Source organism: Desulfosporosinus nitroreducens, assembly GCF_023897015.1.
Taxonomy (GTDB): Bacteria; Bacillota; Desulfitobacteriia; order Desulfitobacteriales; family Desulfitobacteriaceae; genus Desulfosporosinus; species Desulfosporosinus nitroreducens.
In genome coordinates this window covers 314,856-339,626 of record NZ_JAMHFY010000002.1, presented here as the reverse complement: position 1 = coordinate 339,626, position 24,771 = coordinate 314,856, and the positions used below count along the sequence as shown (strand labels likewise).

Sequence of the window (24,771 nt, the reverse complement as noted above, 5' to 3'; positions counted from 1 at the left end):
AAATGGGGAGGCATCACTTTTATCTAAGTGTATGCCTTTTATCTATAGAGTTTGAGAGATAAAATTGCTGGTGATTGAATATAGAACAAAAATAGTAATTAAACATGTATTTTTATTATATTTCTGTTATACTAATTAGAAAACTATTGGGAAGGGAGCTAATCATGTCCAATCGTATTATCAATGAAGCGGCACTTACCTTTGATGATGTTCTTATTGTTCCGGCCAAATCTGAGGTGCTTCCTCGAGATGTCGACGTCAGCACATACTTAACGAAGAAGATTAAACTCAATATTCCCCTTATGAGCGCTGGTATGGACACTGTTACTGATTCTCGAATGGCGATTTCAATCGCGCGGGAAGGCGGAATAGGGATTATTCATAAAAATATGAGTATCAAACAACAAGCCTTAGAAGTCGATAAAGTTAAACGTTCTGAACATGGTGTAATCACGGATCCTATCTTTTTAAATCCAACCGATAGCATTATGCAAGCTTTGAAGCTGATGGAACGTTATAGAATTTCAGGGGTTCCGATTACCGTTGAGGGAAAACTGGTTGGAATACTGACAAATAGAGACCTACGCTTTGAGAAAAACTTCAATCGACTAATATCCGAGGTTATGACAAAGACCAATTTGGTCACAGCTCCTGTCGGGACAACCCTTGAACATGCTCAAGAAATATTAGGACAACATAAGATTGAAAAGCTGCCTATTGTTGATTCAGACGGTATGCTTAAGGGGCTTATCACGATTAAGGATATTGAAAAAGCACGTCAATATCCGAATTCTGCTCGAGATGAAGGCGGTCGATTAGTAGTAGGAGCAGCTGTAGGTGTTACTGCAGATACATTACAACGTGCTGAGGCGTTGGTTAAAGCTCGTGTTGATGTTATTGTACTAGATACCGCTCATGGACATTCCAGAGGGGTATTAGAAATGGTTAGAGTGTTAAAAGATCGTTTTCCTGAGACTCAGCTAATTGCTGGTAATGTAGCAACAGCTGACGCAACACGGGATCTGATCGAAGCGGGTGCTGATGGAATTAAGGTTGGAATCGGACCCGGATCCATTTGTACTACGCGAATAGTTGCCGGGATCGGAGTTCCTCAGATTACTGCGGTAATGGATTGTGCTGAAGAGGCAGAGAAATATGGTATCCCAGTTATTGCAGATGGAGGCATTAAATTCTCGGGTGATATAGTAAAAGCCTTGGCAGCTGGAGCTCGGATCGTGATGATCGGAAGTCTCTTTGCAGGCACTGAAGAGAGCCCTGGAGATTTAGAAATTTATCAGGGACGAAGTTTCAAAGTTTACCGGGGCATGGGATCAATAGGTGCCATGAAAGAGGGAAGCCGAGACCGTTATTTTCAAGAAAAGGATCAGAAGCTTGTTCCGGAGGGAATTGAAGGTCGCGTTCCATATAAAGGCCCAGTATCTGAAACAATCTATCAAATGATTGGAGGACTGCGGGCAGGGATGGGGTATTGCGGGACCGCAAACATCGAGGCACTTCGGACTCAAACTCACTTCATCCGTATTACAGCTGCGGGACTAAGGGAAAGTCATCCTCACGATGTAACGATTACCAAGGAAGCGCCTAACTATAGTTAATAATCGTTGCTTTTAGTGAGTTGCCCTCTCTAATCCCGTTTAATCTTATTGAGACTAATGTAATGAGCGATATTCAAATCATAAACTGGCGACTATTAGCAATAGATCTATAGAATTGGGGAGAGAGTGTAACTCTCTCCCCAATTCTAGTAATGAGTTTTCAAAAGCGCAAGTTCTTAAAATTATGGGGGTACGAATGAATTTTGCTTTTTGGCGATATCAACTTATCTTAGGTTTACTCTTTATTTTTTGGGTTGATTTTTTTGTTTCAGGTGGCTTACTTAATCAGTTGGCTTTTAATTTTGCTATCTTTTATCCGCTTGGTTTTTTGGTAGGGTATCGTCGGAAATATGAGAATCTGGGTTCTGCATACCTGGCTGCCTTTTTGTTTAACCTTTTATCTTATCTAATGGCTTACCTTGTTGAGGTTCCCATTGAAAGTTGGACAATGGTCGTTTTAGATTTCACCAGTCTTGTCGCTTTTCTTAACATTGGTATGTATATTGGGCGACGCGCTCAATCTAAGGAGTGAAAAAATAATGAGAATTGTCATTGCACCAGACTCATTTAAGGGTTGCCTGAACGCCTTAGGTGTTGCCCAAGCTATGCGAAAAGGGGTACAACGGGTCTACCCAGAAAGTATAGTTGAGATGATCCCAATGGCAGATGGTGGAGAAGGCACGGTTGAAGCAATGCTTAGTTCAGTTCGTGGGGTGGAGGTCAAGGTTAATACAACTGATCCGCTTGGACGCCCAATAAAGGCAACCTACGGTCTTATAGACAATGGTTTGACCGCTATCATTGAGATGGCCGCAGCTTCAGGGTTAACTCTCTTATCGAACGAGGAAAAACGCCCTCGCATAACCTCTACCTATGGAACAGGTTTGCTTATTCGGGACGCACTGGAACGTGGCGTGAATAAGATTCTTCTCGGTATAGGCGGGAGTGCAACTAATGACGGAGGAGCAGGCCTTGCCGTTGCGTTAGGAGTGAAGTTGCTGGATTCCCAAGGCAAGCAGTTGCCTCCGGGAGGAGAGGCACTTGCCTCTCTAGCCAGTATAGATATGTCAGAAATTAATCCTCAGTTATCTAAGGTGAAGATCGAGGTAGCTTGTGATGTTCAAAATCGGCTTTGTGGTCCGGAGGGTGCCAGCGCCGTTTATGGTCCGCAAAAAGGTGCAAGTCCTGAAGATGTCAAGGTGCTGGATGCCGCTTTAAATACGTTAGGAGAACGTTTGAGTGCTGTTACAGATACAAAACTGTTAGAGCTGGCCGGTGGTGGAGCTGCAGGAGGACTGGGAGCAGGTGCCGTCGGTTTTTTAGGAGCACAACTGAGAGCAGGGTCACAAATAGTTTTAGAAGTATCCAACGCTGATGAAAAAATTAAGTACGCAGATTTGGTACTGACGGGTGAAGGCAGAACTGATTTTCAGACGGCGTACGGTAAAGTTCCAGTTGGGGTTGCAGCCTTGGCGAAAAAGCACAATGTGCCTGTTTTGGTCATCTCGGGATCAGTGGAGGGGCCACCGGATGTTTTCTTCGCACAAGGAATCCAAAGTTGCTTTAGTGTTTCTGAAGGCCCCGGAACCTTAAAAGAAGCCTTTGCTAAAGCGCAAGAACAATTGGAACGTGCAGTTTGGAGGATCTTAACAGTATGGAAACTGGGATCTGAGTCCGCAGAGAGAAAAAAGATCTAAGTACCTGTCTGTTGAAATGACTAGAAAAAAAGAAGATAACCCCCCTTGGAAAAAAGAAGGAAAATTATGGAAGTTGTAGAATAGGTGATAAAGGCTTATTATCGGCTGACATTGCAACGCAAAGGGGGGGGAAGATGACTGAGTTGTCCCGTAGAGAAAGAAAGAAAAAAGAAACTCGCGAAAAGATATTCTCTAATGCTATGCAACTATTTCGTTCGCAAGGATTTTCTGCTACGTCTGTTGAACAGATTACCCAGCAGGCTGACGTTGGGAAAGGAACGTTCTATAATTACTTTCCTACTAAAGAAGCCGTTATTAAAGAGTTTTCAAGGCGTTCCTGGCAAGATCTTACCGATAGGGGACGTAAAAAGCCCAGTTTGTGTACACGGCAACGATTAAGTACCCTGCTTCAAGATTGGGCAGAATTTATGATTAAGGATCGTGAAATCGCCTGGGTCACAGTTCGGAGTCGTGAAGGTACTGATTATGATATGAGCTTGCACTATGGGTTGTTAGCTATTCTGACGGTTGGGCAACAAAATGGCGAAATCAGTAGTGAGTTTGATCCTGCATTTTTAGCGGAAAGTCTTGAAGGAATGATGGTTCAACATTTTATTCGTTGGTTTGTTTCTGGGAGTGGGGATTTGCATGAAGAGTTAAACCATGCACTATCAGTCTTTTTAGATGGCCTTACGGAAAAGAAGTGGGAGGCCTGACAGAAAGAATTTAAGATTTCACCCTAATTCTAAAGTTTTTACTCATATCCCTCTGTTGTATCCCATAGAGTTACAACGGAGGGGTTTTTGATGCAAGAAAGAAGTTCGCCAAGGGATTTAGGACTATGGATGGGTCAGATGCCAGTCGGTGTAAATAACGATATTACAGATGTACCCGAAGTGCGAGTCGGTCATTTATCCTTAATTCAGGGAGTTGGACCATTAATTTCTCACGGAAAGGGTCCTGTCAGAACGGGAGTAACAGCAATTTTGCCTCGACCTGATAATCTTTATCTTCAACCATGTAACGCAGGGATAGAGGTTATAAATGGCTACGGAAAGTCTCTTGGAGTTCCATATATTCAAGAGACGGGGATCTTAAATTCTCCGATTCTCTTAACGAACACCCTTAGCGTAAATGACGTTGCAAATGGAGTTATCACCTATTTGTTACAACAAAATCCTGAAATCGGCAATAATGCACGAACTCCAAATATTGTTGTCATGGAATGTGACGATTCTTACCTAAATGACATCAGGGGGCGTCATGTTAAATCGTGGGATGCAATACTTGCGCTTCAGCGTGCCGCAAAGGGCCCAATTGAGCAGGGGAATGTTGGAGCGGGGGTTGGTATGTCTTCTTTTCAAATGAAAGGAGGAATTGGGAGTTCTTCACGTCTCGTTCAAGATCATAGTGGCCGGAGTTATGTTCTGGGAATGTTGGCCTTGGCAAACTTTGGAGTATTAGAGGACTTTCTTTTAGCGGGTGTTCCAGTAGGTAAATTATCATCGCACCAACCGTTGGGTTATGTCCCTGGTTCGTTGATTCTCGTAGGAATTACTAATGCTCCCTTATCGCGTTGGCAACTAAAACAATTAGCGGGCAGAGCAAGTTTGGGAATGGCTCGTACTGGGGCAATCTCAATGCAAGGCAGTGGAGATTTTTGCCTAATGGTCAGTAATAATGTTAGTCATCAAAACAATTTCTTGTCAGACTGGGATTTAGATTCTTTTTTTAGAGCAGTGGTGGAAGCAAGTGCAGAAAGTATTTGGAACTCTATGTTTTTTGCTCAAACAATGGAAGGGCGTGACGGGCATATCCGGTACGCTCTCCCGATCAAGGAAACATTGCAACTTGTCCGCAATTGGCAAGGTGGGCTTAGAAGTCATTAGTATTTATTGACGGATATAAACGATGATTATTTGTCATGATCTTCGTACTTAGCGCGTAAACATCCTTATGGAGAAAAGCTAAGGGAGGGTCATTGTTGAGCATTACCTGGAATATAATCTGGGAAACACATCCTGAAGTATTTATCGTTAAGGATTGGAAAGAGTACCCGGAAGATAAAAAAAGATCAAGTCGCCTTCCTCTTCAGTATGCTTATTTTATGGGCGGAGAGACGACTTTAAGAGTAGGGATTATTGCTTGTTCCTCGATAATTCGCGAGGAAGAGTTTCTTTTGGCAGGTCTGTTATGGGGACACCGACTTAGCAATGGCGCGAAGACAGTGATATATTATGTTGCTCCCGATTTTTCAAAGCCCTTTTTAACAGGACTCTCAAAAATCGGGGGAACAATTGATGCAAGAGCGGTATATTGGCGTGAAAAGCTGACGCCAAGTTTATACCCCATTCCAGAGAAGCAACTGCTTAGCCGTTCCAGATATGCCTTAGGGGAAGAACGACCAGATTGGAAGCGCTGGGGAGCAGGCCTTAACCCAGTGGCAAGACAACAACTGATAACGGTTAAGGATTTTTTTAGTAAGTTAGCAAGTCGTGGAGTTCAGTTAGTGGTAAAAAATCAATCTATTAATGTCGTTTGGGGAAACTTTGAAATCGCAGAAGTCCGCCGCAAAGGTAAGAAATTCGAACTATGTACTAAATTAAAGTGGCTTAAGTCGAAGGAGCTTATGCTGAAGTGGCAAAAACAGGGGTGGGTTGATTCTTCAGGATCTTTAAACACTGGTTTCTGTGCCACAATCTTAGATATTTTGGATTATCTTGAAGCTTTGGAGCAAGAAGGTAAACTCCGCCCTCAAGATCTCCTTGCTTCGTTACTTTATAAGGGGGAAGGAGCCTTGAAAATGCTCTGGGGGAGTCCGTGGGCATGGCCGTGGTTGCCTAAAGAGCGAGGTGAAAATTCCGTTATAGAGTTTGAAGAGTGGTCTTTTTTCCAAGGTAATGGACAACTAAGTGTTGTATGCCCAATATTTGAGAAGCCGCTTTTAAAGGGTGTACGGAGTATTTTGTTGGCATCTGTGTTAGAAAGAAGCCTTCTTTTAGTGAGTGCCAAAGATGATCAAGGGAATCCTCTAGTCTGGGATGGCCGAGTACACTGGCTAACGACACTAGGCAAGGATGAAGAGCTTCGTCGTTGCTACAGTTGGTTGAATGATCCAGGCAAGTTTCCAATTTGGACGTTACCCGAAAATTGGCAGGAAAACGGAATTTATGAACTGAACTGTCAAAGTAATTACTTGAACCATTCCCTTATGCAGAAAGGGTACCTGTAAAATTAGACAAACTAGGAAAATCAATCGTGACTTCGGTTCCTGTAGAGGAAGACGAGTCAGAAAAATAAAGCTTACCATGATGGGTGAGAATAATTTGTTGAGCAATGGTTAAACCTAACCCAGTGCTTTCCTTATGTGTAGTGAAAAATGGGTCAAGAATTCGTTGACGCAGGTTTTCTGGAATACCCGGTCCGTCATCGATGATATTGACGCTTACACAAGATTCCTCTTCTCTTAAGCGAATAATAACGTTTCCTCCTTTTGGAGAGGCTTCAATTGCGTTATTAAGAATGGATACCAATGCCTGGAGGAGTTGTTCACGGTCGCCCATTATATAGACCGGATGTGAGGGAAATTCCAGAATAAGGTTAACGGCTTGCTTGTGGAGAAGGGTTTGAATTGCTTGAGTCATTGAGGGAATGGCTTCTGCAAGGTTAAGTCTCTCTAAATGAGGTGCGGAAGGATTGGTTAAAAGGATAAACTTATTAAGTAACTGATCAATGGTTTGAATTTCATCGAGAATAAGTTGTTGGTAAGGACGAAATGATTCCGGCCATTGCTCAGGGGTAATCAGTTGCATAAAACCTTTGATCGTCGTCATAGGATTGCGGATTTCATGAGCTAAACCCGCAGAAACTTGACTGACAATCGAGAACTTTTCAACTTGCAATTCAGATTCTAAACGTTTTTTTGCTTCACTGATATCAAAAAGTGTTACAAGTATTCCAGATGGATTGTTATGGTCCAGTAATGGACGAGTACGGAATTTTAGCTGCTTGATAATCCCTTTTTGTGTCCAGGTAAAATCACCATTCTCAGGAACGTTGGAAGGATGAGAATTTGGTAAGATGCCTAGAACATCATAGATAGGTTTACCAACTAAATAGGACTCAGGCAATGACAATAGATAAGTCGATTGAGAATTTAGTTCTAGAATAGTTCCCGTATCATCCAATAAGATAACCGCTTCACGAGTATAGTCAACTGTCTGAACTAAAGGTGGATTCTGTCGCAGAAGTGCACGCATTGTTTTGAGGTGTCGTTGATGAAGTATGCGTTCTTGTTTTTCCTTCCGGTCAAAGAGAACCATTATCACAAGCAGGAAAGTGATATGAACTAATAGTAACGGACTTGACGAAAGGATAGGATTTGCATAAGAGACTACTAAGACTATAGTGGCGAATATGACCCAAACTTTTCCCCAAGTAGTAAACAAGAGTTTAAACCATATGATGAGGATGATAAATGGGGTAAATTTCAAGGTTATGTGCAAGGAGTCGGGTAAGGATAAGATATCACATAATGCAATGGTTATTATAAATAAAACAGATAGAACGATCAAAGCTTTTTGTCGCTGGAAAGAACGAAAGCGTAATTTAAGGGGAACCACATTGATAATCTCCTTCCAAAAACTACTATATGCAACACACTGACATAGTTTATCATAAGAAGGCGTAAAAAATTGTAAGAAAAAGGAGATTTAATAATTTGTAGAACTAGTCTAAAGCGGCCTATAAACCCAATAATTTAGAATTAAGTTTAAAAAAGATATTTCAAAATCCGACAATCGATTAATATAGATCAGATATTAAAACCAGAAATATTTTCCCTTGAACTAAATACTTATAAAAAGGGGATATGCAAGAATATAAAACATGGTGTATAATTATGCAAAACCTATAAAGGAGAATCATAAAGATGAAATTGCGTAAGGCAAGAATAGCGGATGTTGAAGCTATGATGTCATTGATTAACAGTAATGCGGAACAAGGGCTCATGCTTCCCCGATCAAGAAATATGCTGTATGAAAACATCCGCGAGTTCCTGCTGGCTGAAGTGGATGACCAATTAGTGGGGGTTGCTTCGCTTCATATACTGTGGAGTGATTTGGCAGAGATAAGAGCATTAGCAGTTGCAAGTGAATACAAAAGAAGAGGAATTGGAACGCGGATAGTTAGAGCACTTGAAGATGAAGCGAGAGAACTTGGCTGTTCAAAAGTTTTTGCACTAACATATCAGCCTGAGTTTTTTAAATATTGTGGCTACGAAGAGGTCAGTAAAGACCAAATGCCGCAAAAAGTTTGGACAGAGTGTATTAACTGTATTAAATTCCCTAATTGTGATGAAATTGCTGTCAGTCGAATTCTTTAATTTCTTTTAGCTATAGAGCTTACAATGAATTTCTCAAAGTGCCGAGCCTTAGGTTCGGCATTTTCTATGGAACAGATTTCCTCTCATCAACATAGTTAATACTATGGCATGCGCTAAATATGGAGACGGAGAGAGTTCTATGGAGCTTAAAAATGAAGTCCAAAAGAGTCTAGATCTAGCAAGGTTTTATGTATCTGAGGGTGTGCAACAGATCCTGCAGGGGAAAGTGGATGAATTACACAGTGTTTCTCCCAGTCAAGGAGCTACGGCACTTGCATCACTCGCTCTCCTAGCCATAGGCAGAGGGTACGAGAACGCTCAGCAACGAGGGGTAAAATGGCTGAAGCATCAGGATCAAGGAGGATGGGGGAAATTTCCCGGAGATAAGCCTGATGAAGAGATCACTCAGATAGTTAGCATGGTTCTTCAGGGAAGTGAAGGAGGATGGAAGGCCAAGATTAAACTTTTATCACAGACAAAACGATTTTCTCATGTGATTTTATCATTAGGGCAAAGAGTGATTCCTGGCTTGGAGGGACCTTCACCAGAAGAAATATTGCTTCCCACTATTCTTGAAGATAGGATATTAACAAAGTTGCCAATCTATGGGAGATCGGTCGTGGTAGCTGCATCGATCCTTGGCTCAAACTCTCAGGAGGGAGTTCATCAGGGCATTCAATATCTTATTAAAACACAAATGCAAGACGGTTCGTGGGCAGAAGATATTATAGCTACGAGTATGTCCATTCTAGCGATGATAAGCAAGGGAATTCATACGGAACAAACTCATAGAGCTGGGCGGTGGCTAGTACAGAAACAATATCCGAGTGGTGGATGGCCTGCTTTTGACCAACTAAACGTATGGTCGATTGGTTGGGCTGTGAGTATTTTTGGAGAGATAACTCAGAATCCCTCAGATATCCCTTGGCTAGATGAAGCAATAGATTGGTTAAAAAGAGCACAAAATCTAGATGGCAGTTATGGAAGCACTCCTCCATACACCCACCCTGACTTGGACGATACGGCTGTTGCTTTGATTGGCTTGCATCAGGTATGCGGGGAACGAAACCAGCTTGGGGCAGACCTTCTTAAGAAACTTCAAAATGCCGATGGAAGCTGGAGTACGTTTCCAAGTTTCCAAGGGATACCTCCCAATATTTCTTCAGAGTTTCCAGTATATATACCGAGTGTTGATGTAAGTATCCACGTTTTAGAAGCATTATGGCGGGCTTCACGTTCACAAGAGGAAATAATATGGCATGGGCTAAATTGGATTTTAGCTCAGCAAGATGAACAAGGTGCTTTTCCGGCATCATGGTTCGAAGGGTCTGTATATAGTACAGCTCAGGCCCTGGAATTGTTTAGTAAGTGGAAGTTCAGCTGGGAACGATGGAACACCGCACGTCACATTCTAGGAGCAAGAAAGAAAGGGCTAGAGTTTCTGATAGAAGCACAAGATTCTAATGGAGGCTGGGGTTCGGTTGTTGAAACTAGTTTAGCAATTGCAGGGTTATGGCGTTATTCAAAAAATTTCCCGAAAAAAATCATAGATAACGGAGTAAAAAACCTTCTCTCTGCACAGAGCAACAACGGTTCATTTGAACCTTCTCATCGTGGAATCTATGCTAAGGGGTGGAATTATGAAGAGCCGATAACAACAACATTAACAGCTATTCGTGCTTTACAACGCTACCAACGATTGTATAAAAATTTATTTTTTAGATAAATCTGGATTTCCTTTTATAAATATATTTAAGAGCCTTCATTTGTAAGGCTCTTAAAATAATAATTCAATTCCTAAAGTTTTTAGTTTAATTCTTCCTAAGGATCGTATGAAGAAAATTCCATTGAAAATCAAGGTAGGCATTACCCATCTCGTATTCGCTCAAGCCTTTGGAGAGGAGATACTCACGAGAGGATGCTTCAAAATCAAGAATAAATCCGAGAATCTCGTTGGCATGAGTTGACAGCATTTTTCACCCTCCATTTCAAACTTGCGGTTAGTCTTGTCCGATTTTGCCATAACCTATTAGTTTTATAACCTATTATAGAAAATTTCCTGCGAAAAAGCTGTTGTAATAGGGGATATGGATTAGAAGCAAAAGAGAAAAGAAAGAAGAACTAATATGTATTTTTGTGGTTTTTTGCGGAATCAACATGAACAGACGAGCAACGACGCCAAAGCGAGACGTCTAGCAGAAGAAGATTTCCTGCACGGTAATGCTTTTTAGCATGAGAAATGTCGTTAAGACTAATATAGCAATCTGCAAGATTATGATGAATACTAGCTAAACAGCCCATAGACAGAAACTTCTGAGTCAACCAATGGTCACCACTTTTAGGAAACTTATTTTGCTTTGCAAGATGTAAACTTCGTTCGAACATTCTAGTTGCTTCGGGAACTTTCCCAATTTGTTTCAGAATGCGACCCTGTGTTGCCAGCAGCAGCGGATCAACTAACGCGTAGGGATTATCTCGTAAAATATAGAGTGCTCTTCTTGCCTTACCCTCTTTAAGGAGGATGTCTCCGAGGGTCATACAGAGTAAGGGGTCATGGCTTGTCAAGAAATTTTCTAAGAGAGATATTGCCTGAGCGGGTTCATGAAAATAATAGTATAGTTGGCTAGCAAAACGAGATATCGACAAAGGGCTGGTGTCTTGCGAAATTACGTGAGCCATTCTTTTAGCAGCTAACTTTTGCTCTGGAGGGTTAAAGCTTCTTTTCATAACCATGGCCATATAGGAAATGCCCAGCCCGATGGCTAGAGCATATAGCCCGCTATGCAAGTCAAAGTGCCAAACAATAATGGCTGATATGAGTATGGAGAATGTTGCTAAGAACATAAAATAATATAGTTTTTGTACATAAAGTATTTCTAGATCGTATTTGATCCCACTCATTTTATCCCCTCTCTCATAATTACGATTGACAGAAGATAAATAGAACACGTTTTAAGCCTTTGTTAGACAAAAAAGCAGCAGGTATTATAATGAACACGAGAGTGCTTTTTATTATTCTGGACCTTTAATCAGAAAAATTTTCGAATAAGTTGTTCTAAAATAAAATTGAGGATTTCCGCGTCCGGAAATCCTCATTGCGCAAAACCTAGAAGATTTAACTACTAGACTTTACTGATTAAACCATAACGCAAATATTGTCGAAAATCAATATGTAAATTATAGGAAACTATTATTTCGATTGGAATTTTTCCAGATATAATGGGCTTCCAGAGAACATATAGTCAGTTACATAAATCACTAATCATAATATTAAAAATTTTTGTGTTAAAAGTTATTGTAATTAGGGAACAGATGTCATAAACTTATACAAGATGGCATGATGGTCTGACCAGTAGGAACGGTATTTCCTTAAAAATCATTTATTAGGAGGAAGGCTCGCATGAAAAATGACGAAACAAATGAACTATATAAACGATTCAAAGCAAAATTAGAATTGGTGGCTGGTGAGTGCTATCGCGTTAACACTGCAATAGAAGCGGGTGAACTTGTTTGCAAGGTTTTGGGGGAAAAAGGAATTCAAAATGTAGCACTCTTAGACGCCTCAATCTCTAAAAAAGGAGATTTTGCAAATTTGATTGAGAAAAAGGGCATAACTGTTTACACAGACCATTTTCGTGAGGTAACCCCAGAGGCGCAGGCTGGAATTACGCAAGTAAATTATGCCATTGCTGAACTTGGAACACTTGTTCAAGCAGATGCAGATGCTAATGTAGATCAGCGTTTATGTTCAACGCTTGTTCCTATTCACATTGCACTTGTTTCGACCGTTAGCTTAATAGCATCTCTGAAGGAGACGATGGCAACTCTACATGGACTTCCACGAATTCCTGGGTTTGTTGGGTTTATCACGGGGCCGAGCAGAACTTCAGATATTGAGCGGGTTTTAACAATCGGGGTCCATGGTCCTAAACAACTCGTAGTTGTCTTTGTAGATGAGGAAACAGGGGAGGTCGCTTAAATGGCAGACAAACAGTTTAAAAAGAAGATTTCAGATGCACTGGGAAATGATGTCTTACGTGGGGCCTTGGGGCGCTTTGGAGATGCCTATATCATATCACGGGAAAAAGCGTACGAAGGTTATAATTTTAAGGAAATCAGTGACAATATTGCGGAAGTTAAGTCCTATGCAGCTAGCCATTTAGATGAAATGATTGATCAATTTGAAAAAGCCGCAACTGAACGTGGAGCTAAAGTTTTTCGTGCTATGACCGGTGACGATGCTAAAAAATATATTCTTGAAGTAGCCAAACGAAATAATGTTAAGCGTGTCGTAAAATCAAAATCCATGGTTTCTGAGGAAATCCTTCTCAACAAAACTTTAATGGCTGAAGGAATGGATGTGCAGGAGACCGACTTGGGAGAGTGGATAGTACAACTTGCCGGACAACATCCATCGCACATGGTCATGCCAGCGATTCACATGACAAAAGAAGAGGTTGCCGACGTTTTCTCTGGCCATTTACATAGGTTAAACCAGCCTGTCATAGCAGAACTTGTTAAGACAGCCAGAGTGGAACTCCGGAAATCCTTTATAGAGGCTGACATGGGAATTTCAGGAGCAAATATGGCAATTGCTGAGACAGGTACCTTAATAATGCTTACAAATGAGGGTAATGGCCGTCTAACATCTACCTTGCCTCCGATTCATATTTTCTTGGTTGGTATAGAAAAACTAGTTCCAGAGTTTGAGGATGCTACACACATTCTTCAGGCACTTCCAAGGAGCGCAACAGGCCAGCAAATTACGAGTTATGTAAGTATGGTTACAGGTCCTACACCCGCTTATTACTCGGATGGAACAGTTAAGGATAAGGAGTTCCATATCATTTTAATGGATAACGGTAGACGCAAGATGTACAATGACGAAAAGTTTAAAAAGACTTTTCAATGTATTCGATGTGCATCTTGTCTTAATGTTTGCCCAGCTTTCCAACTTGTCGGAGGGCATGTCTATGGCCATATTTATACTGGTGGCATAGGTACAATCTTAACGAATTTCTTAAACTCTGAAAAAGATGCTCAGAATCCTCAAAATCTTTGTCTTCAATGTGGTAAATGTTCTGAAGTATGTCCAGGGAAATTGGATATTCCCCAAATGATTTTGGAAATGCGCAATCGTATTGGAGCAAAAGAAGGACTTCCGTTTACGCAAAAATTTGCACTTGATGTCGTGTCTAATCGACGGCTTTTCCATTCTTTGTTACGTATGGCTTCCGTCGCCCAAAAACCATTCACGAAGGGGCAGCCCGTTATTAGACATTTACCAATGTTTCTTTCAGGTCTTACGGAAAAGAAGAGTTTACCGGCTGTAGCGAAGGTCCCTTTCCGAGATGTTTTCAAAACTATAAAGCAGGATGTAAAAAATCCTAAAGGAAAGATTGCACTTTATGCAGGCTGCCTGATAGATTTTGTCTATCCAAAGATCGGAGAAGGTGTTATCGGCGCTCTCAATGAAAAAGGATATGAAGTCATCTTTCCTGATGGACAATCCTGTTGTGGTGCCCCAGCGACGTACATGGGAGACCGCAGTAATGCACGTAAGTGTGCGATCATGAACATTGAGGCGTTAGAGGCTGAAAAGGTCGACTATGTTGTTTCTGCTTGTCCTACCTGTACCCATGCCCTTAAAGAAAGTTTCAAAGAGTTGCTTCATGATGATCCAGCATTAGCAACTCGTGCCGAAGAATTAAGTAAGAAGTCGAAAGATTTCTCCAAATTGTTATTTGACTTAGGAGGACTAACACCTGGGGGCGATGGAATCCCCATGAAGGTTACCTATCATGATTCCTGTCACTTGAAACGGTCGATGGGAGTTTATACGGAGCCTCGAAAGATCTTAACTGATACTGCAGGAGTGCAACTCATCGAAATGAAAGAATCCGATCGTTGCTGTGGTTTCGCCGGCTCCTACTCTATAAAATTCCCAGAACTGTCAGGACCAATCTTAGAACGTAAGCTAAGGAACATTGAAGAATCAGGGGCGGATGTCGTAGTTGTAGATTGTCCAGGATGTTTAATGCAAATTTCAGGTGGTCTTGATAAGCAAAATCCGAAAGTTAAGGTTGTTCATACTGCTGAACTTTTATTAGAGAAAAGAAAAGTAAAGGAAAACAGGAAGAAGTAGTTTATTCAGCATTATTAGCGCTTAAATTTCATTTTTCTGCCAAGGAATTTCCAGGTGATATCAAGAAGTAAGTTGATGTAAGCAAACAATCATTTATCCCAAGCAAGTAGGCAATGTGTTGCCACGAAAGCGAGCGAAATCGCATTATAGGAAAAAGGTTGTTTGGCGAGAGAGGAGAGGGCAGATAAGGAGAACCATTTAGAAATGACGTTATTATTTTAGACCTATAAAGGGTGGCTTTGGATTTGGAGATGAGCTTAAGTCGCAAGAATGAATTAATGCTAGTCACTACCTTTTAGGAGTCTGAACTAATCGTTTTTTAGGATATGAATGGGGAACCTATACTGAGGCCTCAAATTTAAAATGGCTCTCCCGACGTGCCTGCAGCATACTTAGGGAGGGTTGACTCAGGGATTGCCCCTCTGAATACAGAGCGGGTCGTGGCAAGAGCTGAGATTGTAAGAGCCCAAGGAATAACTCAATCTTGGGCTCTTCTTTATTCGATCGTGAGACTCCTCTTCAGGTGGAAGAGGTTTATTTTTAAATGTTACGAATTAAGTTCGCAGAGGTGGGAATAATAATACTTACCTGTGAACATCACTGAAGAATAGAAGGAATTTCGAAGAAAAAGGAGAATACTATTGTACAGAGCCGGAACAATAATAGTTCTGGGTTTGAGACCTCAATTAGGAGGACAATAATCGTGATTCAAGCTATTATCTTTGATATAGAGGGAATATTGTCAAGCCTTGATACGGTAAAATTCGTGCAGAATTACCTTGGAATTTTGGCACCGCGTTTTGCACATATACTTTCGCCTGATAAGTTTTCTAAACAATTTTTAAAATCTATGGAAAATGTTCAAAAGGAACCTAAACCTGAGCAAATAGTTATGCAAGCCTTTTTTGAGGACTTTTCTAAAGCAACAGGTCAGTCAGTACAAACACTAAAACCTATTTTTGAGGAGTTTTACACCTCTGATTTTCCAGCATTACATTGCCTTGTCAAGCCTAATCCACAAGGGGTTAAAGTAGTAGAAAATGCTATTCAACAGGGTTTTTTAACGGCAATAGTTTCGGATCCTCTAATGCCTTTAATTGCTATACAAGAACAAATTCGTTGGACAGGTCTTACACCTGAACAATTTAAAGTAATTGCGACTTTAGATAATTTTCATTATTGCAAACCACATCTTGGTTTTTTCAAAGAAACAGCAGAAAAACTTGGGGTTAGATCTCAAAGTTGTTTGTTAGTTAGTACGCATATTAGTGATTTGGTCTGTCAGGAACTGGGGATGAAAGTCTTTTTATTAGGGAGCTCGATTGAAACAGAGGATAGGACTGATTATGTGGGTCAGTTGGATGATCTTTCTCGGCTTATAAGTCAAGGAAGTTTATGAGAAGCCCGATTAGAAAACTTGGCTATCGCCCGAAGACACTGTCTTCGCACGTGTTAGCTTTCTTGCAGCCTCCGGCGCAGGCGATATCCTTAGTTGCACTTATGCTTGGAAAGTATATAACGCAAGGTTATACTTTCTGATTGTACAAGAAAGGAAGGATAAGGGTGGGAACGCTTTGCCAGTACGTAGTTGATAAAACGGTAGAGGGTCTTAATCCACCGTTTCCATCTGCACGTATGGCTAAGTTATTTTATGAATTTCTTGGCCGGTATAATGAATGGAAGCTCGTTAGGCGCCAGGAGACAATTGGCTTATTCGTAGTTTTTTTGTTTGCATTGTTAGCCTTAACCCTACCCTGGTTATATCCGGAGATTGGAATTAGCGTGAGTATACTGACGCTCATTCTACTTTTTTTTGCTGTTAAGCACTATATTAAACTGAATGAAAAAGTAAGTCATTTATACGTTAACGTTCATATTTTGCACCATCATTTAATTGGAAAGTTAGAAGTTGGTTTTTGCGATCATCGAGACCCTTGTCAATGCGTTGAAGAGTTCAGAGGGTACGTATTGAAGAAATATGATATTTCCCTTGATATTGGATCCTTACGATAACAAATAATTTTCCAAATAACTGCAAGATAGAATTTAACGCGGAAAGAATTGGCTAAATTACATTAATAATGTTAAAATAAGTAATGCAAAAGTTAACTTTATAAATGAAAGGAGATTTTAATTTGAAAAAATATGTTTGTTCAGCTTGTGGTTATATTTATGATCCCGAAGTCGGAGATCCAGATTCCGGAATTGCTCCAGGCACTGCTTTTGAGGATATCCCGGAAGACTGGGTATGTCCATTATGCGGAGTAGGCAAGGATAATTTCGAGGTTTCCGAGTAATAATGGGTTTATATGGCTTCTAGAAAAAAAGGGAAAAGCAAAAAGCTTTTCCCTTTAAACGATTTATACCAAGCTGGCTTTCTTTATAGTTCCATAATGGCCGCTTCATCTCGGTCAAGTTTTTCCATGCATACTTTTAAGCGACTGCGCAAGGCAGAATCACCTACAGCCTCTCTCATTTGGCGCATCAGATCAATGGTTCGCCTAAAAACACTGATGATATCGCCTTCGTCAAGGTTGCATAAAGCTTGTACCTCGACAAATGTACTGCCTTGGCTCCATGCATGCGTAATTCCAGCAACACGAGGATCGTATCTCACAGCATCTTGTCCGCAAATACTTTGAATGTATTCAGCAATTTCTTTGACTGGAGTTGAATCAAAGACCGAGGTTCGGTGAAACATATCGTTTTTCCTAGCTTCAAAGTCAACGCTGGAAAGCAAGGCGTTGAGTTGGTCATCGTCTAATTGCGCGAAAACATCAGAATATATTAACTCAGTGACTAGGAGTTCTTGTACATATATGCGGCTGGCACAGGTCCCTCGGGGCAATAACTCATCTTCTCGTAAATACCCTATTTGACGGAGGTGAGTTTTTTTGTATTCAAATTCTTGGAGAAAGGCATTTTCTTCAGGAAGGGCAGCTAAGGCATTTTGAAGTTCTTGCTGCTGTTGTTTTATAGTTAAGTACGATTTACTTTGAGCATAGCAGTTTTCCTGTTGTTGAGGGACACAACTTTTAGGTGTTTGGGATAAAAGTTTTTCCCAGGTGCGAATCTTACGAGCCATCTCTCGCCCGTATACACGGGATTGCTTGCGCGGTCCTAAGGATTTATAGGCCTTTCTAAGCTTCTCTAACTCTTTTCGCTTGGGATGATGTTTTAAAGGACAGTTAAAGGAACCAACCTCTTCGCAAAGATGTTGATGTGTTCCTTCAAGTTTTTGTTGGATTTGGGCTAATTCTGAATGAAGTCGCTCAGAACTTAGTCGGTAGCTGTAAGCGGAAAAACTCTTTTGAAAATACGTTTCTATTTGCGTTTGAGATAACGTAGCAGTGAGATTTAGAACTGTATTGTAAGTCAGTCTAAATTGACTGGTCAGGGGTTCGAGGCGATTTAACTGGAACTTAGGCGGCGGACTTTTCTCCATATACCCTAAGTCAACTAGGGCGAATGAAAACCCTTTTTCATCAAGACCGCGACGTCCCGCCCGACCAGACATTTGGAAAAATTCGTGATTGGCAAGGGGTCTGAAATTACGTCCATCATACTTATTTAGCGAATCAAAACAAACCGCTTTGACAGGATAATTAATCCCAACACTAAAGGTTTCTGTGCAATAAAGTACTTTGATTAACCTTTCTAGAAAGAGTTCTTCGACAATAACCTTTTGAGAGGGGAGCAATCCGGCATGATGATAGGCAATCCCCTTGGAACATAAACGCTTGAGTTGACGTGTCGAAGATGACCAATCAATCTCATGACCAAAAAGATGAATGAATTTATCTTCGACGGTTTTCCGTTCAGCGGGTCTTAGATAATTTGCGATGTTTGCTAACTCCATTGCTTTTATCGCGCATTGTTTTCGACTGAAAACGAAAAAAAGTGCCGGAAGATGACTTCGTTGTATTGTGCGAATGAGGTCTAAGTGAGTCGTAGGGCCAAAGGGGCTTTCATCATTGATCCGATCTTTGAGTTTTCGGCGGTAGTAACGCCAAAGTTGATCGTAGTCAACAAGTCCAGTGTCTTTAGTAAAGTAATAGTATTCTAGGGGAACCACTCGATTATGTTCTTCGATGAGTGCAACCTCTTCATGACGGATGGATTCGATCCAGTCCACTAGATGACTAGCATTAGCGATCGTAGCGCTCAAACCAAGGATCTTCATTTTTGGTGGTGCCAGAATGATAGATTCTTCCCAAACGGTCCCGCGTTCCTCGTCATTTAGCCAGTGAATTTCGTCAAAAACTATATGAGATACAAACTCTAAGTTGGGGTCTTCAGTGATAACTTGATTACGAAAAACTTCAGTTGTCATAATTAGCAGGGGTGCGGTTGGGTTAAGTACAACATCTCCTGTCATTATGCCTACAGCATCTTCGCCAAACTGTTTCTTGAAGTCTCTGAATTTTTGATTGCTAAGAGCTTTTATTGGAGCAGTGTAGATTACTCTTAAGTGTTCCCGCATGGCTTTTTCTATTAAATAATCCGCAACAAGAGTTTTCCCAGTACCAGTAGGTGCTGCTACTATGACGGATTTACCGGCATCGATTGCATCAAGTGCCTCTTCCTGGAAAGGGTCTAGGATCATTTCGTGATAAGTGCGCTTAGACATGTCAGTCAGCTCGTTTCTGATATCATTTTACTAATTTTAACAAAGCAATCAATAATGGTCAAATTTAGGGCTAAGATGGTCTGAATTATCCCTTGAATCCATAGGATGAAACAAGAGACAAGGCTAGGGGGGATCAGACGTGTCTTCAATGAGATTAGAAATTGAGAAGGCTATGGGACTCAAGTTTCCAGAGCGAAATGGAGAAGTGATTGTACGGTTTGAGGAATCTGTAGAAATTCCCCAACCTGCTGAAATGCTTATGCGGGGATTATATCGTGATCCTGATCGTGTTCGTCAGGGTTTTAAACTGTTACACCAAGAGACGGGCTCAATGATAGAAATTTTGATGCCTAAACGATCCCGTTTACGAGAATGGGCGGACTCTCTTCCGGAGCGTCCTAAAGAAGCAGAATTATTTCTAAAAGAGACCGCAGAGCAACTTTTAATACGAGAACAGCGTCTAGTTCAAGCTGAACGGGAGTTGGTAGGTCAATTACAAGAAAGTGGCCTGGAAGATGTTTATCCAATCCCGCTTGCTGCTTTTGGAGTATGTACGTATAGGGAGCCCTCAGTTAAACTGTTTCTCAAGCCTTTAGGACGTTTTTCCGAACTTTACGAGATTAATCCAGAAATATTACGGCAAGCTGTCAGAGTTCACTTTTTATTCTTGCTTCTATTAGTCGCTGGAGCAGACTTAGATGGGCAAGTATATTCCAGGGTGGGGGAAGATAAGGTTGTTCATTGGATAGCCAGTATTTACACTGTTCGGTATTTAAAAAGCCAATCAACAGAACTGATTCATTGTTATCAGGAATGGGTAAATGCATGGGGAGGGAAAATGCCGAGTCAAAGCATGCTTAACGATCGCGAGTGTGAAAAAACTCGTGCAGCTATGATCTTTTGGCGTCGTCAACCGAACATAAGCTGGGAAGAATGTTGGCGTATTATCAACCAATTAGAACGACCTGGCAGCACAAGTTCCATGGTGTTTTAATTAAGGCCACTCAGCAAGTTCATGGGGTTTGAGAATTTCTAACCGATCGTCTGCTAGTTTCAATATTCCTGATCGTTTCCAACTATTGATGGCCCGGTTGACACATTCTCTAGACGTTCCAATCATACTGGCTAGATCCCGATGTGTTAAAGAGGCATCTACGAAAATTGGTTTTCCTGGAGTTTCAGCAGGTCGAGCTAAACGAAGAAAAAGGGCCGCAAGAATTCCAGCAGTAGAGCGATTAGTTAAGATTCGTATGAACTCTTGGGAAAGTCTTAATCTTCGGCTCAAGGTACGTATAAGAGCTACTGACAGTGCAGGATTTGCTTCTAAAATTTGAGGCATTACTTCATTGTTAAGGACTAACAAGGTACTGTCCTTAATGGCTTCAGCAGTAGCAGGATATGAACCAGCTTCTAGAAGCAGAACCTCAGCGAAACAATCATAGGGACCACACCAATCGATAATTTGCTTTTCACTTGCCGGAGTAGATCTGCTGAGTTTAACCTGCCCAGAAAGAACAAAAAATACTGACGAACCTATTTCTCCTTCGACAAATAATAACTGCCCGCGGCGGTAACGACGTTCAACTAAATGTGGAAGAAGAGGGACGACATCATTAGAGCTTAAGGAAGAAAACAGAGAAAAGCGACGAAGGTCTTCAGAGTTAACCACGAATAGCACCTCATTTCCAAATTTGAGGTCTTATAAATTCTGTTTTTTGGACCTTTCGAAAACCACATATTCAATAATAGCCTTGTTCCCAATTCTATTAAAATACCATAAACTAGAAGAGGAGTAAGGGGGAAGGGATATGTTGGATATTGAATTGACTCCAGTGCGAATAGAACAAGTTATCAATGATCCTTTTCGAGTATTTACATTATTTGTAGTTGCAGTTCTATCTGTAATTATTGTAATAAATGCCGAGTAACCAAACAATTAACAAAGAAAATAATAAGGTTGGTTTATCAATTCCGAGACACCCACTTCAAGTGGTGTGTTCCTTATTTTACTTCGGCGACGATAGTCTCCAGTGGAGAGTATCGCCGAGCGCCTTTCCCAATAGGAACACTTGGCGCGAAGGAGGTAGGCTCCATCCTACGGCGCGAATGTATTCGTCTGTGGATATGCCCCTTTGGCATAAGTCTATCCTCAGCGCAATTGTATTCGTTACGGGCCGTGCGCTTTCAGCGATAATCTCCACCGGAGACTATCGTACTGGAGACTTACGTCACCGAAGTCTCGATGTTCAGCTTTAGCTGAACGAGTTCACTGGGTGTAAAGGGGTAGCACTGACTTGTTGGGCAGCACGGACAACTTCTGTAATAATACGCGTTTGGTCAGGCAGTGCTTGTGACTCCCACTGAGTCATTATCTCACCACGTGAAGAAACATAATAACGTGCAGGCAAACGGTTTAAGGCGAGTGCCATGATGTCAGCCTGACAGCGTTCACATGAGCATTTAAGAACGTTGTTGCGGAGATAGTTTTGCAATGTTTGTTGGACAACTGTTTCTGTGTGATTCTTAAGCTCATACATAGAGTAAGTTCATCTCCTTTAAAAATAGTTAATTCCAATAATAAAGGTTAACCCGCCAAAGAACAAGTAAATGCTCTCATCTATTAATATAAAAGTTGAGAACTTACGAAGAATTCTATTTAGTATAAAGATAAAAGAGCAACCTCGTTGAGAAGATGCTCTTGTTAATGATTCTTTAATAATAGTACTTATTTTTTAAATTTACTTGTCAACTCCTGCCAGAAACGGCTTGTTTCATACCCTAGGCGCCAAATGGCAATGCCTTTCAATCGATAGCTCTTGACGAAACCGAAACGAATCTTGGCAGAGAGCTCATTCTCATACCACACAGTATGTTTAACTCTTCCTTTCCAGTTGTAAAAGTATGGTTCAACTGCTTGGTCAGACCAAAGGGTACGTGCATTGGTTTGGGTGACTAACTCTGGGATATCACGCATTGGGACAAGACGGGTTGGTTCACTGGACCAATCGTATCCATAGGCAGGAATACCTAATAACAGTTTTTCGTTAGGTATATAGCGGATGGCATAGTCGAGTGCTTCGGTCATCCAAGGTAAGCTTGCTACAGGGCCAGGCGAACCTCCTGAGTAGTGTTCGTCATAGGTCATCAGGGTTATGGAGTCGCATATACGCCCAATTCCTGCAAAGTCATACCCCGGCGCTTCCCACTCCGAACGTTTAGCTGGAATAGCAATTGTTAACAGTAAGCCACGTCCATGCAATATGGTCCTTAGAGATTCAAGAAAGGTCAAAAATGGAATGCGGTAAGAACCTTCTACCCCTTCGAAATCTACATGGATACCGGCAATATTGGAAGGAAGTAACTCTATCATGTTATTAATGCAATTTCGTTGCGAGGCAGTTGAAGATAAAATAGAACGCAGGGGTAGATGATCGAAGACCTTTCCGTTAAAATTATGGAAGAGAACGAGAGGCGCAGTACCGCGGGCAATAGCTTCTTGCAGGGCCAGGTTATTTACTTGGCCTGTAAATTGACCATCAGGCTTTAACTGGAAGGCAAAGTCAGCATAAACATCAATGCGTGAGCCTTGTTGCCGAAGCGTTTCAATTGCGCGAAAATCGCCCTGGAAATCTTCAGAATAATAACCAAGTATCCATAATCGTTTGTCTAAGAGACGTCGAGCTGTGGGTGTCCAACTTGAATTCAAACAGTCCTCCTCCTCGTATAGCAAATCCTCTTAGGATAAGATATGAGGAGAAAGAGATTTAATTTGCCTTTTTCAAATGGTAAAATTAAGTAAAATGGGAGGGACGGCCATGAAATGGGAATTTATCTATGATTTACAAAATATCTTCTCCATACTGGATGATTTGGAGATGCAGTCTATTGAAAGGGATTATCCAATCATATGGGAGAAAGTTCATGCTGTAAGCTGTGCACAAATCGGTCGCATACTAGCAGAAAAGAGAGGAGTTAATGTAGATGAGGCTGCCTTAGCTTGTGCTTTACACGACATTGGCCGTTGGGTCACAGGGCGGCAGAATGAACATGCCCCAAAAGGGGAGGAACCAGTTCGGCGTTTCCTAACTCAAAAAATTGGTTCTAAAGAAGCTAAAGAACAGATCGTACAAGCAGTTATAAATCATTCTAAGAAGCATGAGATCGGAACGCCGCTCGAGGAAATAGTTAAGGATGCTGATATCTTGGATTGTCATTGGCATGGAGAGGACATCATGAAACCTTTTCATATTACCAGACTGAAGGCGGCTTTAGGGGAATTGGGCAGAATTTAGTTGTATTTTTACATTTAATCTCATAAAGCTGTTGAATTTGTAGAAAATATTGGTTGCTAATAAGCAAGCCCTCTGCTATACTGACCGTGTGCTTGTTAAAAATTGGGCCTAATTAAAATTGGAATCCATAATTCTGACCGTATTTGGTGCAAGGATGATAATTTAAGAGGATCCAACATACAAGAACACCAAATAAGGAGGAGTTATCATGGCTCAAGACAAAAATCTAACATGTCGCGATTGCAGTCAAGAATTTGTATTTTCAGCAGGTGAACAGGACTTCTATGCTGAAAAAGGTTTTGAAAATGAACCAACCCGCTGCCCAGCTTGTCGTCAGGCACGCAAGCAACAATCAGGCGGTGGTCGAAGTAATTACGGCGGTTTTGGCAGTCGTCCACAACGTGAAATGTTCCCGGCAGTCTGCGCAAGCTGTGGAGCACAGACTGAAGTTCCTTTCCAACCTTCTGGGGAAAAACCTGTGTATTGTCGCGATTGCTTTCAATCCATGCGTCGTTACTAAAGATAAGATGATTTTCAAAAGGCTTAGGGGTAACCCCTGGGCCTTTTTTATATGGATCGATTTTATTAATTTCTGTAACCATATTCCCAATGCTTCCCAAGCAGAGTACAATGTGAAACTCCCGCTTGCAGAGCGGGAGTTTCACAATTGGAAGAAAAGCTTTCCTTGGCATCCAGGTATGGTCTGGCAGAAAGCAGAGTTGCAAACTTTGAGACCCTTCGTGACATTGCCATTACTAAAATAGCTTTCATTAAAGTCTTGGTCCAAGTGATCTCAAGACTGCGGTGGACTCTGAAAGTATCTAATCAAGGATTTCCAGATCATCTGGACTTTTATCTTTAGTAAAAATTACGTCCTCTTTATTTTCTCCCGTAGTAATGGGTTTGGAAGAGGTCTTAGGATTAAGCTTAGATGGCTGGGCATCTTTCGGATTGGAGACTTTATTTTTAGGCGATGTCATAGCGGGTTTCCTCCTTTATGAATGGGCA

The 24,771-nt window shown here is 41.3% G+C and carries 24 protein-coding genes; 16 read left to right on the top strand and 8 right to left on the bottom strand.

The window, feature by feature from the left end:
* The first annotated feature begins 164 nt into the window (after positions 1–164).
* From guaB to M8E35_RS03795, 6 genes are all read left to right on the top strand, one after another.
* Positions 165–1,616 (top strand): IMP dehydrogenase, encoded by a 1,452-nt coding sequence (gene guaB / locus M8E35_RS03820; RefSeq protein ID WP_252467441.1) that lies wholly within the window; start codon positions 165–167, stop codon positions 1,614–1,616.
* Between the two features lie 196 nt (positions 1,617–1,812).
* Entirely contained in the window at positions 1,813–2,148 is a 336-nt protein-coding gene (locus tag M8E35_RS03815) for a hypothetical protein (RefSeq protein WP_252467440.1), read from the top strand.
* 7 nt (positions 2,149–2,155) lie between these two features.
* Positions 2,156–3,313: a glycerate kinase family protein gene (locus M8E35_RS03810; RefSeq protein ID WP_252467439.1), complete on the top strand. Its 1,158-nt coding sequence runs from the start codon at positions 2,156–2,158 to the stop codon at positions 3,311–3,313.
* Positions 3,314–3,447: 134 nt separating this feature from the next.
* Positions 3,448–4,029: a TetR/AcrR family transcriptional regulator gene (locus tag M8E35_RS03805; protein ID WP_252467437.1), complete on the top strand. Its 582-nt coding sequence runs from the start codon at positions 3,448–3,450 to the stop codon at positions 4,027–4,029.
* A 90-nt stretch (positions 4,030–4,119) separates the two neighbouring features.
* The gene (locus M8E35_RS03800) at positions 4,120–5,202 is read left to right on the top strand and encodes a DmpA family aminopeptidase (RefSeq protein ID WP_252467436.1); all 1,083 of its coding nucleotides are present in this window, start codon (positions 4,120–4,122) and stop codon (positions 5,200–5,202) included.
* 95 nt (positions 5,203–5,297) lie between these two features.
* The gene (locus M8E35_RS03795; protein ID WP_252467435.1) at positions 5,298–6,545 is read left to right on the top strand and encodes a hypothetical protein; all 1,248 of its coding nucleotides are present in this window, start codon (positions 5,298–5,300) and stop codon (positions 6,543–6,545) included.
* Here M8E35_RS03795 and M8E35_RS03790 read toward each other — a convergent pair.
* Positions 6,523–7,935 (bottom strand): two-component system sensor histidine kinase NtrB, encoded by a 1,413-nt coding sequence (locus tag M8E35_RS03790; protein ID WP_252467434.1) that lies wholly within the window; start codon positions 7,933–7,935, stop codon positions 6,523–6,525. The genes M8E35_RS03795 and M8E35_RS03790 overlap by 23 nt on opposite strands.
* Positions 7,936–8,243: 308 nt before the next feature.
* Between M8E35_RS03790 and M8E35_RS03785 the strand changes: the two genes are divergently transcribed.
* Entirely contained in the window at positions 8,244–8,696 is a 453-nt protein-coding gene (locus tag M8E35_RS03785; RefSeq protein ID WP_073029358.1) for an N-acetyltransferase, read from the top strand.
* A gap of 139 nt (positions 8,697–8,835) precedes the next feature.
* Positions 8,836–10,422, top strand: a complete 1,587-nt coding sequence (locus M8E35_RS03780) for a prenyltransferase/squalene oxidase repeat-containing protein (RefSeq protein WP_252467433.1) — start codon at positions 8,836–8,838, stop codon at positions 10,420–10,422.
* An 85-nt stretch (positions 10,423–10,507) separates the two neighbouring features.
* Here M8E35_RS03780 and M8E35_RS03775 read toward each other — a convergent pair whose 3' ends face one another.
* Positions 10,508–10,669, bottom strand: a complete 162-nt coding sequence (locus M8E35_RS03775; RefSeq protein ID WP_252467432.1) for a hypothetical protein — start codon at positions 10,667–10,669, stop codon at positions 10,508–10,510.
* Between the two features lie 148 nt (positions 10,670–10,817).
* On the bottom strand, positions 10,818–11,597 hold the full coding sequence (locus M8E35_RS03770; protein ID WP_252467431.1) for a tetratricopeptide repeat protein: 780 nt from the start codon (positions 11,595–11,597) through the stop codon (positions 10,818–10,820).
* A gap of 499 nt (positions 11,598–12,096) precedes the next feature.
* Between M8E35_RS03770 and M8E35_RS03765 the strand changes: the two genes are divergently transcribed.
* From M8E35_RS03765 to rd, 5 genes are all read left to right on the top strand, one after another.
* Entirely contained in the window at positions 12,097–12,675 is a 579-nt protein-coding gene (locus M8E35_RS03765; protein ID WP_252467430.1) for a LutC/YkgG family protein, read from the top strand.
* Positions 12,676–14,841: an L-lactate dehydrogenase (quinone) large subunit LdhH gene (ldhH, locus tag M8E35_RS03760; protein WP_252467429.1), complete on the top strand. Its 2,166-nt coding sequence runs from the start codon at positions 12,676–12,678 to the stop codon at positions 14,839–14,841.
* A gap of 703 nt (positions 14,842–15,544) precedes the next feature.
* Positions 15,545–16,240 carry an HAD family hydrolase gene (locus M8E35_RS03755; protein ID WP_252467428.1) on the top strand — a complete coding sequence of 232 codons (696 nt, stop codon included), beginning with the start codon at positions 15,545–15,547 and terminating at the stop codon, positions 16,238–16,240.
* 164 nt (positions 16,241–16,404) lie between these two features.
* Complete coding sequence (locus M8E35_RS03750; RefSeq protein WP_252467426.1) at positions 16,405–16,854, top strand: hypothetical protein; 450 nt, start codon at positions 16,405–16,407, stop codon at positions 16,852–16,854.
* A gap of 122 nt (positions 16,855–16,976) precedes the next feature.
* The gene (gene rd / locus M8E35_RS03745) at positions 16,977–17,138 is read left to right on the top strand and encodes a rubredoxin (RefSeq protein WP_252467425.1); all 162 of its coding nucleotides are present in this window, start codon (positions 16,977–16,979) and stop codon (positions 17,136–17,138) included.
* 83 nt (positions 17,139–17,221) lie between these two features.
* On the opposite strand, the gene M8E35_RS03740 is transcribed toward rd, so the two are convergent.
* The gene (locus tag M8E35_RS03740) at positions 17,222–19,471 is read right to left on the bottom strand and encodes a DEAD/DEAH box helicase (RefSeq protein WP_252467424.1); all 2,250 of its coding nucleotides are present in this window, start codon (positions 19,469–19,471) and stop codon (positions 17,222–17,224) included.
* A 139-nt stretch (positions 19,472–19,610) separates the two neighbouring features.
* Between M8E35_RS03740 and M8E35_RS03735 the strand changes: the two genes are divergently transcribed.
* Positions 19,611–20,465, top strand: a complete 855-nt coding sequence (locus tag M8E35_RS03735; RefSeq protein WP_373887415.1) for a hypothetical protein — start codon at positions 19,611–19,613, stop codon at positions 20,463–20,465.
* On the opposite strand, the gene M8E35_RS03730 is transcribed toward M8E35_RS03735, so the two are convergent.
* The 3 genes from M8E35_RS03730 to M8E35_RS03720 all read right to left on the bottom strand — a co-directional run bounded on the left by M8E35_RS03730 (position 20,466) and on the right by M8E35_RS03720 (position 23,177).
* Positions 20,466–21,140 carry a Crp/Fnr family transcriptional regulator gene (locus M8E35_RS03730; protein WP_073029348.1) on the bottom strand — a complete coding sequence of 225 codons (675 nt, stop codon included), beginning with the start codon at positions 21,138–21,140 and terminating at the stop codon, positions 20,466–20,468.
* Positions 21,141–21,723: 583 nt separating this feature from the next.
* A complete protein-coding gene (locus M8E35_RS03725; protein WP_252467423.1) occupies positions 21,724–22,008 on the bottom strand; it encodes a late competence development ComFB family protein in 285 nt (94 codons plus the stop codon).
* A gap of 188 nt (positions 22,009–22,196) precedes the next feature.
* Positions 22,197–23,177 (bottom strand): glycosyl hydrolase family 18 protein, encoded by a 981-nt coding sequence (locus M8E35_RS03720; RefSeq protein WP_252467422.1) that lies wholly within the window; start codon positions 23,175–23,177, stop codon positions 22,197–22,199.
* Positions 23,178–23,286: 109 nt separating this feature from the next.
* Between M8E35_RS03720 and M8E35_RS03715 the strand changes: the two genes are divergently transcribed.
* Together M8E35_RS03715 and M8E35_RS03710 are read left to right on the top strand one after the other, a co-directional pair.
* Complete coding sequence (locus tag M8E35_RS03715; protein ID WP_252467421.1) at positions 23,287–23,763, top strand: HD domain-containing protein; 477 nt, start codon at positions 23,287–23,289, stop codon at positions 23,761–23,763.
* A gap of 208 nt (positions 23,764–23,971) precedes the next feature.
* The gene (locus tag M8E35_RS03710) at positions 23,972–24,283 is read left to right on the top strand and encodes a zinc-ribbon domain containing protein (RefSeq protein ID WP_229249665.1); all 312 of its coding nucleotides are present in this window, start codon (positions 23,972–23,974) and stop codon (positions 24,281–24,283) included.
* 301 nt (positions 24,284–24,584) lie between these two features.
* Here the strand turns inward: M8E35_RS03710 and M8E35_RS03705 are convergent, their stop codons facing one another.
* Complete coding sequence (locus M8E35_RS03705; protein WP_252467420.1) at positions 24,585–24,743, bottom strand: hypothetical protein; 159 nt, start codon at positions 24,741–24,743, stop codon at positions 24,585–24,587.
* Between the last annotated feature and the right edge of the window lie 28 nt (positions 24,744–24,771).

Excerpts from the sequence above, each read along its gene's own strand:
- guaB (WP_252467441.1), top strand. The coding sequence starts at position 165 with ATGTCCAATCGTATTATCAATGAAGCGGCACTTACCTTTGATGATGTT.
- M8E35_RS03815 (WP_252467440.1), top strand. The coding sequence starts at position 1,813 with ATGAATTTTGCTTTTTGGCGATATCAACTTATCTTAGGTTTACTCTTT.
- M8E35_RS03810 (WP_252467439.1), top strand. The coding sequence starts at position 2,156 with ATGAGAATTGTCATTGCACCAGACTCATTTAAGGGTTGCCTGAACGCC.
- M8E35_RS03805 (WP_252467437.1), top strand. The coding sequence starts at position 3,448 with ATGACTGAGTTGTCCCGTAGAGAAAGAAAGAAAAAAGAAACTCGCGAA.
- M8E35_RS03800 (WP_252467436.1), top strand. The coding sequence starts at position 4,120 with ATGCAAGAAAGAAGTTCGCCAAGGGATTTAGGACTATGGATGGGTCAG.
- M8E35_RS03785 (WP_073029358.1), top strand. The coding sequence starts at position 8,244 with ATGAAATTGCGTAAGGCAAGAATAGCGGATGTTGAAGCTATGATGTCA.
- M8E35_RS03780 (WP_252467433.1), top strand. The coding sequence starts at position 8,836 with ATGGAGCTTAAAAATGAAGTCCAAAAGAGTCTAGATCTAGCAAGGTTT.
- M8E35_RS03775 (WP_252467432.1), bottom strand. The coding sequence starts at position 10,669 with ATGCTGTCAACTCATGCCAACGAGATTCTCGGATTTATTCTTGATTTT.
- M8E35_RS03770 (WP_252467431.1), bottom strand. The coding sequence starts at position 11,597 with ATGAGTGGGATCAAATACGATCTAGAAATACTTTATGTACAAAAACTA.
- M8E35_RS03765 (WP_252467430.1), top strand. The coding sequence starts at position 12,097 with ATGAAAAATGACGAAACAAATGAACTATATAAACGATTCAAAGCAAAA.
- ldhH (WP_252467429.1), top strand. The coding sequence starts at position 12,676 with ATGGCAGACAAACAGTTTAAAAAGAAGATTTCAGATGCACTGGGAAAT.
- M8E35_RS03740 (WP_252467424.1), bottom strand. The coding sequence starts at position 19,471 with ATGTCTAAGCGCACTTATCACGAAATGATCCTAGACCCTTTCCAGGAA.
- M8E35_RS03725 (WP_252467423.1), bottom strand. The coding sequence starts at position 22,008 with ATGTATGAGCTTAAGAATCACACAGAAACAGTTGTCCAACAAACATTG.
- M8E35_RS03715 (WP_252467421.1), top strand. The coding sequence starts at position 23,287 with ATGAAATGGGAATTTATCTATGATTTACAAAATATCTTCTCCATACTG.
- M8E35_RS03710 (WP_229249665.1), top strand. The coding sequence starts at position 23,972 with ATGGCTCAAGACAAAAATCTAACATGTCGCGATTGCAGTCAAGAATTT.
- M8E35_RS03705 (WP_252467420.1), bottom strand. The coding sequence starts at position 24,743 with ATGACATCGCCTAAAAATAAAGTCTCCAATCCGAAAGATGCCCAGCCA.